Source organism: Salinivibrio sp. IB868 (genome assembly GCF_001995655.1).
GTDB lineage: Bacteria > Pseudomonadota > Gammaproteobacteria > Enterobacterales > Vibrionaceae > Salinivibrio > Salinivibrio siamensis.
In genome coordinates this window covers 36,617-52,368 of the sequence record NZ_MUEW01000005.1, presented here as the reverse complement: position 1 = coordinate 52,368, position 15,752 = coordinate 36,617, and the positions used below count along the sequence as shown (strand labels likewise).

The 15,752-nt window shown below is 50.2% G+C and carries 13 protein-coding genes and 1 other RNA gene; 12 read left to right on the top strand and 2 right to left on the bottom strand.

The features are described from left to right. The first annotated feature begins 187 nt into the window (after positions 1–187). Positions 188–1,861 carry a sensor histidine kinase gene (locus tag BZG20_RS06905; protein ID WP_077578536.1) on the top strand — a complete coding sequence of 558 codons (1,674 nt, stop codon included), beginning with the start codon at positions 188–190 and terminating at the stop codon, positions 1,859–1,861. Then, positions 1,858–2,547 carry a response regulator gene (locus BZG20_RS06900; RefSeq protein WP_074213090.1) on the top strand — a complete coding sequence of 230 codons (690 nt, stop codon included), beginning with the start codon at positions 1,858–1,860 and terminating at the stop codon, positions 2,545–2,547. The genes BZG20_RS06905 and BZG20_RS06900 overlap by 4 nt, the downstream gene beginning before the upstream one ends. A gap of 14 nt (positions 2,548–2,561) precedes the next feature. Here the strand turns inward: BZG20_RS06900 and BZG20_RS06895 are convergent, their stop codons facing one another. Continuing rightward, entirely contained in the window at positions 2,562–3,626 is a 1,065-nt protein-coding gene (locus BZG20_RS06895; RefSeq protein WP_077578535.1) for a PLP-dependent cysteine synthase family protein, read from the bottom strand. A gap of 130 nt (positions 3,627–3,756) precedes the next feature. On the opposite strand from BZG20_RS06895, the gene BZG20_RS06890 reads away from it, so the two are divergent. The 3 genes from BZG20_RS06890 to BZG20_RS06880 are packed head-to-tail and all read left to right on the top strand — an operon-like array spanning position 3,757 to position 7,780. Then, complete coding sequence (locus BZG20_RS06890) at positions 3,757–4,224, top strand: Lrp/AsnC family transcriptional regulator (RefSeq protein WP_077578534.1); 468 nt, start codon at positions 3,757–3,759, stop codon at positions 4,222–4,224. 42 nt (positions 4,225–4,266) lie between these two features. After that, entirely contained in the window at positions 4,267–6,027 is a 1,761-nt protein-coding gene (locus tag BZG20_RS06885; protein ID WP_077578533.1) for an ABC transporter transmembrane domain-containing protein, read from the top strand. Continuing rightward, entirely contained in the window at positions 6,020–7,780 is a 1,761-nt protein-coding gene (locus BZG20_RS06880) for an ABC transporter transmembrane domain-containing protein (protein ID WP_077578532.1), read from the top strand. The genes BZG20_RS06885 and BZG20_RS06880 overlap by 8 nt, the downstream gene beginning before the upstream one ends. A gap of 89 nt (positions 7,781–7,869) precedes the next feature. On the opposite strand, the gene tesB is transcribed toward BZG20_RS06880, so the two are convergent. Next, positions 7,870–8,733, bottom strand: a complete 864-nt coding sequence (gene tesB / locus BZG20_RS06875) for an acyl-CoA thioesterase II (protein WP_046073853.1) — start codon at positions 8,731–8,733, stop codon at positions 7,870–7,872. Positions 8,734–8,832: 99 nt separating this feature from the next. On the opposite strand from tesB, the gene BZG20_RS06870 reads away from it, so the two are divergent. The 7 genes from BZG20_RS06870 (at position 8,833) to BZG20_RS06840 (ending at position 15,704) form a co-directional block, all read left to right on the top strand. Then, a complete protein-coding gene (locus BZG20_RS06870) occupies positions 8,833–9,252 on the top strand; it encodes a YbaY family lipoprotein (protein ID WP_046073620.1) in 420 nt (139 codons plus the stop codon). A gap of 39 nt (positions 9,253–9,291) precedes the next feature. Next, positions 9,292–10,023: a hypothetical protein gene (locus BZG20_RS06865; protein ID WP_077578531.1), complete on the top strand. Its 732-nt coding sequence runs from the start codon at positions 9,292–9,294 to the stop codon at positions 10,021–10,023. A gap of 122 nt (positions 10,024–10,145) precedes the next feature. Further along, positions 10,146–10,242: signal recognition particle sRNA small type (ffs, locus tag BZG20_RS06860), an RNA gene on the top strand. 171 nt (positions 10,243–10,413) lie between these two features. Then, on the top strand, positions 10,414–11,832 hold the full coding sequence (locus BZG20_RS06855; protein WP_077578530.1) for a DUF3404 domain-containing protein: 1,419 nt from the start codon (positions 10,414–10,416) through the stop codon (positions 11,830–11,832). Further along, positions 11,829–12,473 (top strand): response regulator transcription factor, encoded by a 645-nt coding sequence (locus BZG20_RS06850; RefSeq protein ID WP_077578529.1) that lies wholly within the window; start codon positions 11,829–11,831, stop codon positions 12,471–12,473. Before BZG20_RS06855 ends, BZG20_RS06850 begins: the two co-directional genes overlap by 4 nt. Next, complete coding sequence (locus BZG20_RS06845) at positions 12,470–13,363, top strand: DUF2861 family protein (RefSeq protein ID WP_077578528.1); 894 nt, start codon at positions 12,470–12,472, stop codon at positions 13,361–13,363. The genes BZG20_RS06850 and BZG20_RS06845 overlap by 4 nt, the downstream gene beginning before the upstream one ends. 205 nt (positions 13,364–13,568) lie before the next feature. Continuing rightward, entirely contained in the window at positions 13,569–15,704 is a 2,136-nt protein-coding gene (locus BZG20_RS06840; protein ID WP_077578527.1) for a glycoside hydrolase, read from the top strand. Positions 15,705–15,752 lie beyond the last annotated feature (48 nt).

Sequence of the window (15,752 nt, the reverse complement as noted above, 5' to 3'; positions counted from 1 at the left end):
CCTCATGTATTGATTGCTTCCTCATGAGGACTCTAATGCTGTTGTTGAGCATTTCATATATTGTAAAAATAATGTGAATAAAAAATGTTTTGGTGGTTTTGTTCATATTGTTCACTGCAATAAAAACATAACGCAGATAAACTAACAGAACATGAGAATGCTTGGGTGAAAGGAGCTCGCCACCACAATGCGTCAGTTTCTCTCATTGCGTCGCTTGAAGCTAAAGCAGCGCATGGTATTGATTTTAGGTGTGATTGCCATCCTACAAACAGGGACGCTTGGCTACTTTGCTATCAATTACCTCGATAGAGTCCTTAATGAGCAAATTGGTCAGCAAGCGATGCGGGTCGCGATGACGATCGCGGCGATGCCTGATGTGGTTGAAGCCGTATCAAAAGAGAACTCAACATTTTTGCAACCTTTAAGTGTTGCTCTCGCACGTTCGGCTCAAGCACGGTTTGTCGTGTTTGGCAATGAGGTGGGGATTCGGCTTGCTCACCCTTTACCTGATCGTTTAGGGAAATCGATGGCCGATGATGACGGAGATACCAATGCCCCTGCGCTGATTCATGGTCAAGCGTACATTGCGCAAGCCGAGGGAAGTGTGGGTTGGTCTGTGCGCGGGAAAGCGCCTATTTTCAGTCCTGACGGGAAATCGATTATCGGCATTGTCTCGGTGGGGTACTTACTAGACACTGTTGATGCAATCGTCATACATCACTCCAGTACAATGTTCTTCGCCATCCTCGCAGCCTTTATCTTTAGTGTTATTACCGCGATCTTATTCGCTAATCATTTTCGTCGAGCGATTTTCAATCTCGAGCCTGAGCAAATTGCGCGTCTGTTTCAGGAGCGTAATGTGACATTAGAAACTGTTCGCGAAGGGATTGTTGCGATTAACCAATCTGGATATATCACGACATTCAATCGTGCAGCCATAAAGACGCTAGCGCTGCCAGAAGACCAACTCTACATTGGTCGTCATATTACGGATGTATTACCCGATACCGGAATGGAAACTGTCCTGGCGGAGGGAGAGCCTGATTTTGATCAAGAGATTTGGCTTCATCATCACAATCTTATTGTTAACCGGATTCCATTGCGGCAAAACGGTCTCATCACGGGGGTCGTGTCTAGCTTTAGGTTGAAAGACGAGGTGGATTTGGTAAGCCGTAAGCTAACGCGAATCAAACAGTATGCGGAGTCCTTGCGCAGCCAAGCACATGAGTACAACAACAAATTACATACTCTTGCTGGACTGATCCACATGGGGGCGACAAATGAGGCGTTGCGAATGATCGGCCAGGAAACCTCAGGCCACCAATCCTTTATTCAACGGGTGATGCAGGTCACTTCAGATAGCATTCTGGCGGGATGCCTGTTGGGTAAATATAATCGAGCAAGAGAGTTAGGTTTACGATTAACCGTTGATAAAGAAAGCCATATGCAGGACTTGCCAGAGGCTTTGCCGCGTGAGCAGCTGGTCAGTATTTTAGGTAACCTCGTTGATAACGCCCTAGAAGCAACGCTGGATCATTATGGTCCCGATGGCCAAGTCACACTGAGTTTTTCTGACTACGGTAAAGAGCTTATTTTCGAAGTGAATGATCAGGGGGCAGGTCTATCTCACCAACAAGCAGAGGCGATATTCACGCGTGGTTACACAACAAAAGAGACCGATGGTCATGGCATTGGCTTGGATTTAGTTCAGCGTCAAGTTGCACACCTAGGTGGTATCGTAACAGTTGAGCCGAATATGCGTGATAAGCAAGGTAGATTATCAGGAAGCCGCTTTACGGTTTATATACCTAGAGCTAAATGGCAAGAGCTCGATCAACATCCATATCAGGACAACACATGACAGAATTAATCAGTATTGTCATTGCAGAAGACGATCCGAAAATTGCAGAGATTCAGCGTCGCTTTATCGATAAAATCGAAGGGTTTGATGTAGTGGGAATTGCCCATGACTTGGATGATGCAAGAGACTTGCTTGATGTATTTCGACCTCAATTACTGCTTCTCGACAATCAGTTCCCCAAGGGCACAGGTCTGGAGTTACTGAGGGAATTGCGCGCCAAGAGTGCGCATACAGATGTGATATTGGTGACGGCAGCTAAGGAGGTAGAGACTCTTCGCACTGCCATGCACAACGGTATATTTGATTATATTTTAAAGCCCGTTGTTTTCGAGCGATTAAAAACGTCGTTAAACCAATATTCTACGCATGTTCAAAAGCTTGCAAATATGGATTCACTCATTCAAAGCCAAGTTGATGGCCTACTGGCGTCGGGCGTAAAGGAGAAGAGCGAACCTTATTCACCGCGACTACCAAAAGGCATAGACGCGATTACACTGAATAAAATTCGTGAGGTTTTAAATGCTCCCACGATAGCGCTAAATGCCGAGCAGGTTGGGCAGCAAATTGGCGCGAGCCGAACAACAGCGCGTCGTTACTTGGAATATATGGTCGGAAGAGATGAGCTTTGCGCTGAGGTGGCTTATGGTAGCGTCGGTCGCCCGGAGCGTCGCTACCACAAACCATAAGGCTGTTGTGCCTTTTACCCCAACACCGTCTGCAAATCGTGGGTTGCTTGGTCGAGATCCCCAATGTGCTCGCGCACCCAATCAGGGTTGTAATAGGTGTCTAGGTAGCGCTCGCCGCTGTCACACAGCAAGGTGACAATAGAGCCTTTCTCGCCGTTGGCGCGCATTTCATTCGCCAACATCAAGACACCGTACAGGTTGGTACCGGTGGACGCGCCGGCTTTGCGGCCAAGTTGGCTTTCTAGCCAGTGAATGGTGGCGATACTGTGAGTGTCCGGCACTGTGGTCATTCTATCAATCACGCCGGGAATAAAGCTGGGCTCGACACGTGGCCGTCCAATCCCTTCAATGCGACTGCTTTTATCGGTGGTCAGTGCGCTGTCGCCAGTGAGGTAGTAATCGTGAAACACCGAATGTTCAGCATCGGCCACCATCAGCTGAGTCGGTTGGCAGCGATAGCGAATGTAGCGGCCAATGGTCGCTGAGGTGCCACCGGTGCCCGGGCTCATCACAATCCAGCGAGGGATCGGAAAGCGCTCGTACTGCATTTGATCAAATATGCGGTTGGCAATGTTGTTATTGCTACGCCAATCGGTCGCGCGCTCGGCATAGGTAAATTGGTCCATGTAATGGCCGTTTAGCTCTTTAGCAAGGCGGCGAGACTCGGCATAGATCTGATCTGACCGCTCGACAAAGTGCGCTTCGCCGCCATAAAAACGAATTTGCTCAATCTTCTTACATGCAGTGTTTTTAGGCACTACGGCAATAAAACGTAAGCCAAGCAGACGGGCAAAATACGCTTCGGAAATGGCAGTACTGCCAGATGAGCTTTCAATGATGGTGGTGTGCTCATCAATCCAACCATTACACAAGCCGTACAAAAACAAAGAACGCGCCAAACGGTGCTTCAAGCTGCCGGTTGGGTGAGTGCTTTCGTCTTTCAGATAGATATCAATGTCTGCAAAGCTGGGGAGATCGAGCTTAATTAAGTGGGTATCTGCAGAGCGTTTAAAGTCGGCTTCAATGAGGCGAATCGCGTTACCGACCCAAGTATGGCAAGGCTGTGGGGTTGTCATCATGCGTCTCCGAATACGTAATTAGCACCAGTTTACGTAAAGAGCGGGATAAAAACCTTGCTATTTTTGCTCTATAATGCCATTAAAAGAGAAAAAAAAACTCCCTTATAGCACTTAATGGAAATAATTTTTTATGGCTATCACTTTAGATGAGATAGATCGCACTTTACTCGCGGCGCTGCAGGAAGATGCTAACTGGTCTGTGGCTGCGTTGGCCGAACGGGTGAATTTAACCACCACCCCCTGTTGGAAGCGACTGAAACGGCTGGAATCACAAGGGGTGATCCGCGGGCGGGTGGCGTTGCTTGACCCCGAAACGGTTGGCCTCGCATTTACCGCTTTCGTTCACATTAAAACCAATGATCACAGTGAGCAGTGGTACAAGACCTTTACCGAGGTGGTGACCGAGTTCCCTGAGGTGATGGAATTCTACCGTATGGCGGGAGAATATGATTACATGATGAAGGTGCAGGTGGCTGATATGACTCGATTTGATCATTTTTATAAAAAGCTGGTCAATTCTGTGCCAAGTCTGAATAATGTGACATCAACATTCGCCATGGAAGCGCTTAAGTACACCACCGCCTTACCGATCCGATAGGTCGTTGTGATGATAAAAAGGCGGGGATAAAAAGGAGACCTCATGAAGGTGTTTTGGCAGTTAGGCTGGTTTTTTAAACGTGAATGGCGTCGGTATGTCGGCGCCATGATTATTTTAGTATTTGTCTCTGTCTTCGAGCTGATCCCGCCGATGGCCGTGGGCCATGTGGTTGATGGCGTGGTCGCGGGCGAGATTTCCACTGAGCTACTGATGTGGCTACTCGCGGGCATGCTAGCCATTTGGGTGGTGGTGTATGTTCTACGCATCGTTTGGCGAGTCTGGCTATTTGGTGCCGCGGCTGAGCTGGGCACTGTGCTGCGCAATCGGCTTTATGATCACTTTACCCGTCAATCCCCGCATTTTTTCCGTCGCTATCCGAGTGGCGATATCATGGCGCGTTCCACCAATGATGTGAAAGCAGTGGTAATGACGGCCGGTGAAGGGGTCCTGACTGCCGGGGATTCCATTATCACAGGCGTTGCTGTGCTCATTGTGATGGTGAGCCAAATTAGCTGGCAGCTCACACTCTTAGCCCTGTTACCGATGCCGGTAATGGCAGTACTGGTTAATCGCTTTGGTCGCCGTTTGCACCATACCTTTACTGAATCGCAAGCGGCGTTTTCTGAGCTGTCAGAGGTGAGTCAGTCCTCACTGTCGGCGGTGCGTATGGTACGTGCATTCGGCTTAGAGCAGCACCAGATGAATCAGTTTAATCAAGTTGCCGATCGTACCGGGGAGAAAAACCTCGCGGTGGCACGGGTTGATGCGCTGTTTTCGCCGGTGATCCAAGGCACCATTGGCGCTTCGTTTTTCCTAACCGTGTCTGGCGGTGGCTACATGGTCGCCACTGGTGATATTTCGCTTGGGGATCTTACCGCATTTACCTTGTATCAAGGTTTGATGATTTGGCCGATGCTCGCAGTGGCGTGGCTATTTAATATTATTGAGCGTGGGCGCGCCGCTTGGACGCGGATAGATGCGTTGCTGCAAGAGCAGCCGGACATTGTTGGTGGTGACACGCCGCTGCCTGACACCATGCAGCCATTAGCACTGACCATTGAGCAGTTTAAGTGGCAACCGGATGACAGTTTTGCCCTCAAAGATATCCATGTGACGCTTCCGCCTGGGGCCATGCTGGGGATTGCCGGTCCAGTCGGCAGTGGTAAATCAACCTTATTGCAATTGCTACTTCATCTGACCCAGCTTGAAAAGGGCGATATTCGCTATGGTGATGTGTCGATAGCGGAGGCTGACTTGTCGTCATGGCGACAACGTTTCGCGGTAGTGACGCAAACGCCGTTTTTGTTTTCGCGCTCGATTGCGGAAAACATCGCCCTTGGTCGTCCTGATGCGACCCAAGCGGAAATCGAACAGGCGGCGACACTTGCCTGCATTGATGAGGACATCCGTCAGCTGCCGCACGGGTATGAAACCGCAGTCGGTGAAAAAGGGATCACCTTATCTGGCGGTCAAAAGCAGCGTATTTCCATTGCCCGCGCTTTGTTGGTGGAAGCGGAGTGCTTGATTTTGGATGATGCCTTGTCAGCCGTTGATGGTGACACCGAGCACCGTATTTTGCAGAACCTGCAACAGCATCAGCACACCCGTACCACGATTGTGATAGCCCACCGCTTATCGGCACTCGAAAACGCCGATGAAATTGTGGTACTCAGCCACGGGCAAATCCGAGAGCGTGGCCAGCATCGCCAATTGATTCAACAGCCAGGATGGTATCAAGAAATGCACCAATATCAGCAGCTGGAAGCGGCATTGGAAGCCGATGAGGAGCCGCGTCATGACTAAGCGAGAGATCTTATTTCGATTGCTAAGCTACATGCGCCGCGACAGGCGTCAATTTGTGATTGCCACGGTTTTCTTGCTGGTGGCGGCTGTGGCCGAAGTGACGGGGCCTTATTTGGTGCAAATCTTTCTCGATAATTATGTCGCCAAAGATCATTATCCGGCGGTGATCATGTGGGCACTGGCGGTGGGTTATATCGTATCGACCATTGTCTCCGCGGGCTTTCAGTATCAGTACGAGCTGCGTTTTAACACCATGGCGGTGGCCATCATTCAACGTATTCGTAAAGCGGTGTTCGCCAACGTGATTAAACAGCCTCTTTCAGCCTTTGATTACGTGCCAATGGGGCGGATTGTATCGCGCTTGACCAATGACACCGAGTCGTTGAAAGAGCTGTATGTGTCGGTGCTTTCTACCTTTTTACGTAACATCGCACTGATTGGTGTGATGCTGGTGGCGATGCTAATGCTCAGTGTGCAACTGACAATGGTGGTGCTGGTGCTACTGCCGTGTGTGGTACTGGTGATGGCGCGCTATCAAAAACGTTCAGCGCCTGCGTATCGTCGGGCACGAGATCGGCTAGCAGACATCAACGGGGTGATGAACGAATCTGTGCTCGGCATGAATTTGATCCAGCTAATGCAGCAAGAGCGGGCGTTCTCCTCGCGATTCAGTGATATGACTGCGGATCACCTAGATGCCATGGTGACTATTCAACGCCTGAACGGGATCTATCTTCGCCCTTTGATTGATTTATTGGCAGGGGCAGCGTTGCTGTCTTTGGTGGCTATCTTCGGTTTTAGCGGCACGGCAGTGATTGGGGTTGGGGTGCTGTACGCCTTTTTAAGCTACTTGGGGCGGATCACCGAGCCATTGATTGAAATGATGCAGCAACTGTCACTGCTTCAGCAGGCTATCTCGGCCGGTGAGCGGCTTTTCGAAATGATGGATACGCCGCCTGAGCAATATGGTCATGACACCACGCCGATCCCTGATGGTGCTATCGCACTGCAGAATGTGTCGTTTTCCTATGATGGCGAAACACCGGTGTTGTCAGACGTGAATGTAGACGTCCCTGCGGGCGGCTTTCTGGCGTTGGTGGGACATACGGGCAGCGGTAAATCAACTTTGGCGTCGTTACTGATGGGATTTTATCGCGCAGGTGAGGGGACGCTGACGCTGGGTGGATTACCGATCGAAAGCTTGAGTCATCAAAGCTTGCGTGAGGGCGTTGCCATGGTGCAACAAGATCCGCACATGCTGACGGGGAGTTTGCGAGAAAACATCGCGCTGGGGCAGACGCTGGACGATGAAAAAATCTGGCATGCGCTCGAACAAGTGGCGCTGGCAGATTACGTGAAAGGGTTGCCAGCGGGGCTGGATACCTTACTTGGCGAGGGCGGGATGACCTTTTCTGCCGGTCAGCGCCAGCTGTTGGCTCTGGCGCGCGTGTTGGTGCGTCAGCCGAAAATTCTGATCCTTGATGAAGCCACCGCCAATATCGACTCTGGTACCGAAGAGCTTGTGCAACAGGCGCTGAATCGGTTACGCCAACAGATGACAGTGGTGGTGATTGCGCACCGCTTATCGACCATTGCCGAGGCCGATAACATCCTCGTCTTGCATCGTGGCCGCGTGATTGAGCAAGGGCGTCATCAAAGCCTGCTGCGTCAGCAAGGCCGCTATTGGCAGATGTATCAACTCCAGCAAGCCAGCGCGCATTTAGCCGCACTAGAGGAAGAGGCGCAGGTGTAGCGGCTCAGTCAGGAGTGAAGCAATCAAAAAGGGGCGCGATGCCCCTTTTTCGTGTTGCTCTGATTCGCTCAGGTTCGATACGTTGATGGTTAGGAGAGTTTACGCATCAAGCCTTCTTGGGTCGCTGAAGCAACAAGATCGCCTTGCTGATTAAAAAGTTCGCCGCGCACAAAGCCACGCGCACCACTGGCGGAGGGGCTTTCAATCGCAAACAGTAGCCACTCATCCATTCTAAACGGGCGGTGGAACCACATGGAGTGATCAATGGTGGCCACTTTCATGCCCGGCGTAAGTAGCGTCACTGCATGAGGCTGCAAGGCCGTGACCAAAAAGCCCCAATCGGCGGCATAGCCGAGTAAATACTGATGGACATGAAAATCGTCGCCGACTTCACCATTGGCGCGGATCCACAGATATTGCTTAGCCGGCGCGGAATGGGGTTTAAGTGGGTTGATCACTGTGGCAGGTCGCACTTCAATCGGCTTGTCACCCCCAAAGGCTTTGACCACATTAGGGGGAAGCTTGTGAGCGATATCATTGACAAGTGACTGCTCAGAGCGCAAGGTCTCGGGCGCTGGCACGTCTGTCGGCATGGTGTTTTGATGCTCAAAGCTTTCTTCCTCTTCTTGATAAGAGGCGGTGAGATAAAAAATCGGTTTGCCGTACTGCACGGCTTTTATTCGCCGTGTGCTGAAACTTTTTCCGTCTCTGAGTATCTCAACATCATAGATGATCGGCTGCTCAGGATCGCCTGGGCGCAGAAAATAGCTATGGAATGAATGCAAAAAGCGATCAGGGTCAACCGAGGTTTTGGAGGCCGATAAGGCCTGTCCAATCACTTGCCCACCATACACTTGGGGGAGTCCAAGGTTCTCACTTTGACCGCGGTACAGGCCAGTGTCTAGTCGCTCAAGCTCTAGCAGCTGTAAGAGTTCTTTCAGTGGTTGGCTCATAAGTCCTTGATTCATGCTATGCTTCCATTGTTATTGTTCAAGCTATCATAACCTTAGCGTTTTTGCCGCATTTGAACGTGCTTCAGTGAGGATTCTTTAATGAAGAAACTAACGTTTCTATTGTTCGCCTTATTCACTGCTTTGGTGTTTACTGCTTGTTCTGGAAATAGCCAACCTAATGATTTAGCAAATGTTTCTGGTAGCTTGGTGTATCGAGAACGCCTTGCGTTGCCCGAAAATGCCAGTGTGACAGTGCGCTTGGTAGAGATTAAAAACATCGATGCGCCAGGCAAAGTGATCAGTCGACAGTCTTTCGTGACGGAGGGGCAACAAGCGCCTCTGCATTTTTCCCTCAACTATGATCCGAGCCAAATTACGACGACGCACGATTATGTGATCACCGCCCAGATCGATGTGAGTGATCGGCCTCTGTTTATTACCAATACGGTCAATAAAGTGATCACGGATACGAATCATACCTATGATCCAACGCTAACACTGGTGCGTGCGGGGCATTGATCGCTACACTGGTGAGAGATATCCGCACAAGGAGTGTGCATGCGAATCTCACTGTTTCTCTGGCCCGTGTTGGTGCTGACGGTTATCGCTGTCGCGGGGATTAGCGCCACGTTTTCCCTGAATAGTCTAGCGATTGGCGCGTCTGCTTTATTCTTTTTCTATCCAGATAAATTCGCGAGTTGGTGCTTAGCGCTAGCGATGGCGATTTTTGCCTTTACCTTGCCACATCTCCCTGCGCTGTTAGCCGCGAGCACGCTATTGCTTTTGCCGGCTTTGTCTCTCTGGTTCAATCCCGACCGACATCCACACGTCAAGCTATTACTCGGTGCGGTGATGGTTGCCATGTTCGCGGGGATGATGGCTTTGCAATCTGAAGCTAAATTGGGTGGCTCACCGAGTACTCTCGCGCTGCAAACGCTAGCACTCGTGGGGTTATGGCTTGCGATCAGATATTGGCCAGGTTACCAGCCTCCCCATCGCGGGGCCTGGCTGTTACTGCCTGTATTAGTGGCGGTGAGTGGCTGGCCTGCTGCGTTATGGAGTGCGACAACGGTGATGATTATTTGGTTGTTACAGTGGGTGGGATTCACACCACAATTTGCTCGCTCACGTCACCTTGCCTTGCATCTTATCCCGAGTATTCCGTTTTTGGTGATTACGTGGATTACTCCTGGACAACTCACGCTGTCGCTATTGGTCGCGTGGGCCACCATGCTTGCGGCGATTTGGGTTGGTGAGTATTTGCTATTGGAAGAGCCGGACGATCAGTAGGAAAATTGCCTAGAAGATAAACAGTTAACGAATGAGGTCATGAATCCTCCTTGCATTGCATCCAGCCTTGCCACATAATGCCCCGCAGTTAAGCAAGCTTAACGACATATCGATGGAGGCCTCCTTGGTTCTCCCGCAACACTATCTTGTGTACTGGGTCAGGTCCGGAAGGAAGCAGCCCGCGCTTGGGACGTGTGTGCCGGGATGTAGCTGGGGAGGTCTCCGCCCTTTCTGCGCCATGAAAATCGCCTCATTCATCAACCACCGATACCTCTCGTTGTTTGTATGACCACATAGCGTCTTGGCCTCCTCACAATGTTGACACTCGGGTGACACAGCCCCTTACCGCTTAGCTATGATTTAATCATTAGTGCTGGTAGCGTAAGTGTGATGGTCCATAAGGGTGGCAAAGTGGTGTTTCGAGCGTTAGCAGCGTTATTGTTGGCTTTACTCAGCAGCCAAACGGTGGCCAGTGAGCTGCACACGCAACTGAAAGGGTTTTATGATAAGGCCTGGCAAACGGGCACCTTGATGGTTGCTCAGCCGGCATTAAATGCCTATCCGCAGGCTTTGTTGGTCAGTCAGTCGCAGTACCCTGATTTCGAGAATGTTAACTGGCAGGACTTAAACGCACTACACCAAGTGGTGCAAACGTGCCAGCCGACCCCCAGTATCGTGTCCCCCCTTTTGTTAGCCGCCCAGCGTTTTGAATTGGCTTTGTGCCGTGATGAGCCTATACCCATTGAGTGGTTTGAGCAAAACCCGCTACTCCATCCTGCCGGTGGAAGTTATGCTGAACGTTATGTGTCAGCGCGTGGTATCGCCACGCCGTCACCTGAACTGGTACAACGTTTTACCTTAGCCAACGAAGAGCACCCTCTACATGCTGCGCTGAATGTCCTCAGTCAGGCTGGCCGAGATGCGTTACTCAGTGGTTACCGCGCGTATTTAGATGGCGGGCGCCTGTGGCTTAACGGCGAAGAAGGATGGAAGGCGCTATCTCATGAACAATGGGCGCCAATTGCTGAACAATATCGTTTGAGTTTATCGACGAATACGACGGGGTGTGATTACCGCTATGGAAATATTTGTAATCAACTCCACCCGGCGTATCGTGGCGTGATGATTGCGGTGTTTGTAGCGGTTTTTTGTGCGCTGATAGTTGGTTTAGCGCGTAGCCTATACGATCGATACCAGCAGCGCCGTGAGCGCCAATTTATTCTCCAGTTGCTGACGCATGAGCTAAGAACACCGATCGCAAGCCTAGGTATGACGGTGGAAATGTTGCGCAGCCAGTTCGATTTGCTTGAGCCCAGCACGCAAGATGTGCTTTGGCGATTACTGGCGGATCATCAACGCTTAAGTCAGCTGACAGAGACCAGTAAGGGCTATTTAAGTACCGATAAACGTGAGCAATTTAAGTCACAAACTGCGTCCTTATCGGAGTGGCTGGATAATGTTTGCGATTGCCTAGAGGTTGACTACACCCTTGAGCAAGATAAAACACTGACGTTGCCTTTCTACTGGTTATCCATCTGCTTGAAAAACCTGATTCAAAATGCCCATCATCATGGCGGTGATCAAATTTGGATTCGTGTATGCGTGGATAAGCGCGTACGAGTTTGTGTGTATGATAACGGAATTTTTCCATCCTGGTGGCAAAGGCTGTGGCGGCGATATAAGTCGTCACCGTCAGAAAGAAACATGGGGATTGGATTGTTTTTAGTGGCGCGTTTAATGCGTCAAATGGGGGGGAAGCTAGTGATCAAGCGCCACCCAACCTGCTGTATTCTGGAGTTGCCGCAATGAGCCATCTATTGTTGATTGAAGATGACACCTTATTAGGGGAAGGCTTACGCCAGTTTTTGGAACAGCAAGGGTTTGAATGCACCTGGCTGGCCGAGAGTAATAAGGTGGATAAGCATTGGTTTCATGCCGATTTGGTGATTTTAGACCGCCAGCTCGCCGATGGCGATAGTTTAGCGCATCTGCCTCATTGGCTGTCTTTAAAAGCAGTGCCAGTGATCGTATTGACAGCCAAAATTGAGGTTGAGCAACGGGTTGAGGGCTTAATGGCCGGCGCCAAAGATTATGTGGTTAAACCCTTTTCACATCAGGAGCTCTTGGCGCGTATCTATGCCCAATTACGGCCCTTAGGAGAAAGCCAACTCGTATACGGGCAGATCAAGGTTGAACCTGGATCCCGTCATGTGTATTGGCAAGACCAGGATGTGACGCTCAAGCCTAAAGAGTTTGATTTATTGCTATTGCTGTTACAAAACCAAGGGCGGGTTTTTCATCGCGAAGAATTGCTCAATAAAATATGGGGATATCAGGCGTTTCCTACCACGCGCACGGTTGACAATCATGTGTTGCGGCTACGACAAAAGTTGCCCGGTTTAGCGATAGAGACGCATCGCGGTGTCGGGTATCGGTTGGTGGTGCTATGAACTGGTTTGGCTACCACTTACTCGTGATAGTATGCATGGTATGCAGCTTCAGCTTCAGCTTCAGTGTCCGCGCTGAGCAAGTTTGGTTTCCAAAAACACCGATGCAGGAAACCTATCAGGCACTCCTCGCAGATAGGCCCAAGGTGGCGTGGCAAGAGCTTATTTTTGCGTTATCTCAGCAGCAGATACCGACTGAGCATTGGGCGAAGATCAAGTACGCGATCATCAATCAAACGGATTGTGGCCAACAGTTAACTGAGCCCAACGGTAAAGGGATCCCTCAAGGGTTGACCATTGCCTTTGTACGACGGGCAGGCGCGTCAAGTCTTGGCTATGAAATCAAACTTTCTGCCGAGCAGGTCGAGCGTGATACTTTGCTAACCCTCACCGATCCTACCGGGCAAACGGTGCTCAATGAGATCTTGAACGCGAAAAGTGGGTATCAAGAAATTGAATCAGGGCAACTATTTACCCAAATTATTCCTGGTATTTATGAGTTAAAAATGGGTGGTCAGCATTATAGTTTGGTGGTGTATGGGCTGCCACGCCGCCCTTGGGTAAAACTGATAGGTCATCCTGATCAACAGCTCGCAATCGATTTGCCCGATACGCCTTTGAGTTGTTCGCCAGCCGCTGCACACTGGTTGTGGCTTGATGACGCCTATCGCTGGGTCGAACAAACGCCGATTTATTTGTCCGGCCGCGCAGACAACTCCCACGCGCCAACCAAGATAAAATTGCCCTCTTCATCGCTTGTTAATGCGGAGCATTTAAGCGTCACTGTCAGTCACTTTGAGTATCAAGGCGCAATAAAAGTCAACTATGTTGAGCGATTGGCGTTGCCGCTGCCCAATGCTGCCATCCGCACAGAGGCTGTTAATAGCGAATAAAGAGACATCGAGGTGACAAATGAGGGAGGACGTTAGCATTTAATAGGGCGCTGACATCAACTGGAGACAGCGCGTGAACCTATCATCTTTTTATTTTTCTTGTGTTGCATGTGGCCTGACGCTATTCAGCCTAACTGCCTACGCAGCGCCTCTCACTTTGACCCATCAAGATACACACGTCACCATTAACCCTAGCGATCTGAGGATGCACTGGGACAGTCTGCCCATTAATGACGCTAATTTGGCAGTGGGTCAGAAGCCCCAGCAGGTGGTGAATATACGTCACCCAGCGCCAAATCAAGTTAACTGGCGCTGGATGCCTGCCAATATCGAGGTATCTGCCACCTTGGATAACGCGTTGACGTTGTCTATGTCGTTGGATGACAACGCTAAAGTGACACGCCAACGCCCCGTTTCAGTGAATTGGTTTAATTTACCGGTCGAGGACACCCAAGCCTTATTATTGCCGTTTAGCGAAGGAATGCGAATACCCACGGATCATCCGCAATGGATTGACTATCTGCAGGCAAGCCGAGATGGTGCGAATACCACGCAAGATCTAAAAATGCCGTTTTGGACGGCTCAGATAGGTCGTCAATATGTCAGTTACCATCTAGTCACCGCCACCAATAACCGACTGAGTTTTGCTCGCAAACATGACAAACTCGCGACGGGCGCGGTTCATACCTTTACGCCGTTAAATCGCCATGACCCCTTTGTGGTAAGGATTAAACCGGGTCAGCATCCATTGGATGGGGCTAAATGGTATCGCCAGTGGCGGCAAGAGCAGCATCAAGCAACCTCGTTGGCGAAAAAAGTGCAACAAAACCCTGAAACGGCCAAGCTAATTGGCGCGACCCATGTGTATTTATTTGGTCAAGGACCGCTTGCGCGTGATGATGTGAAGGATTGGTGGGGACTTAAACATTGGGCGCTGAATACGTCACCATTGCCGCTTGATGATGAGACCAAAGCGGCGCTCCGAGAGCTTTCCGGTGACCAAGGCTGGTTTAGCAAATATCATAAAAACACTTTGGTGAATGGCATTAATCGTGCGTTGGCAGAGATCTTTTCGGCGACCGCTCCCACCGAAAAAGACAATACCATCAAACAGCAGTATCAGGCCGCGCAGCAACGTAAAAAGTGGTTAGCTTCGAGGGCAGGACAGTACCTTAAACCGGCAGACCAGTGGGGGCAGGGGCTTTCCACTGAGATGCTCGACAGTTTACACAAAGCGGGTATCCGTCAATTGTGGTTAGGCTTGGACAATTGGATGCCGGCATTTTATCAGCCGCATGTCGTCGAAAAAGCCAAGCAAGCGGGCTATTTAATTGGCCCCTATGACTCCTACAATACCGCGATCCCACGTGGCGTGAACGATAGCTGGCTGACTGCACAATTACCGGATGTGATGCGCACATCGTGTGCGATTGAACAGCGCAATGGCAAATTGAAAAAAGGGTTTCGCGGCAACGGCTTCTATCTCAATCCTGCCTGTGATGTTGATTATGTCGCTCAGCGTATCGCCGATATCATTAAATATGGACATTTCAATAGCTTGTTTATTGATGTGGATGCGACTGCGATGGCGCGAGAAGATTATCGCCGTGATACTCGCGAAGTCGATATGCTGGCGGCGTTCAATCAACGGATGAAATCGATCGTAGATCGTCAGGCTGTCGTGTTGGGCTCGGAAGATGGCAACAGTTTGACCACGCAGGGCATCGCTTTTGCTCATGGCCTAGAAACGATTGGTTTTGGATGGACAGATAAAGACATGAAGTCTAATCGTGCATCTCCCTATTATCTCGGTCCTTGGTATCCGGATAACAAGCCCGCTTTTTTCTTTCAGCCGGCGAAAGTGAAGCCGCTGTACCAAGCATTGTTATTTGCGCCCCAATTTCGTATCCCGCTTTATCAAGCGGTGTTCCATGATGAGGTGATCAATAGCCACCACTGGCATAGCGATAGCCTAAAGTTTACCAATGTTCGTGCTGAGAGAGATTTAATAGCCATGCTTTATAATGTGCCCGCCATGGTGCATTTAAGTCGTGATGAAGCAACGTCGCCATCGCAACCTCGGATTCGTGCGATTAAACATTACCAACAGGGCTTTATGCCAATTCATCAAGCCCTTTGGGACAAAGCCTTGGTGGACTTTCGTTGGTTGGATGAACGCGGACGCGTGCAGCAGACCCAATTTAGCGATGGGTCGACGCTAACCGCCAACTTTACCGACCAACCAGTCGGTATGTCGGGCATCACTGTGCCCGCAAAAGGCTTGGTGGCGCAATTGAGTGATGGAACGCAAGTGGTTTGGTCTGTGTCTGAGCAGGATTAAGGTTCGCTAATAGGATATAAGAAAGCGCGTTCACGTTCTGTACGATTA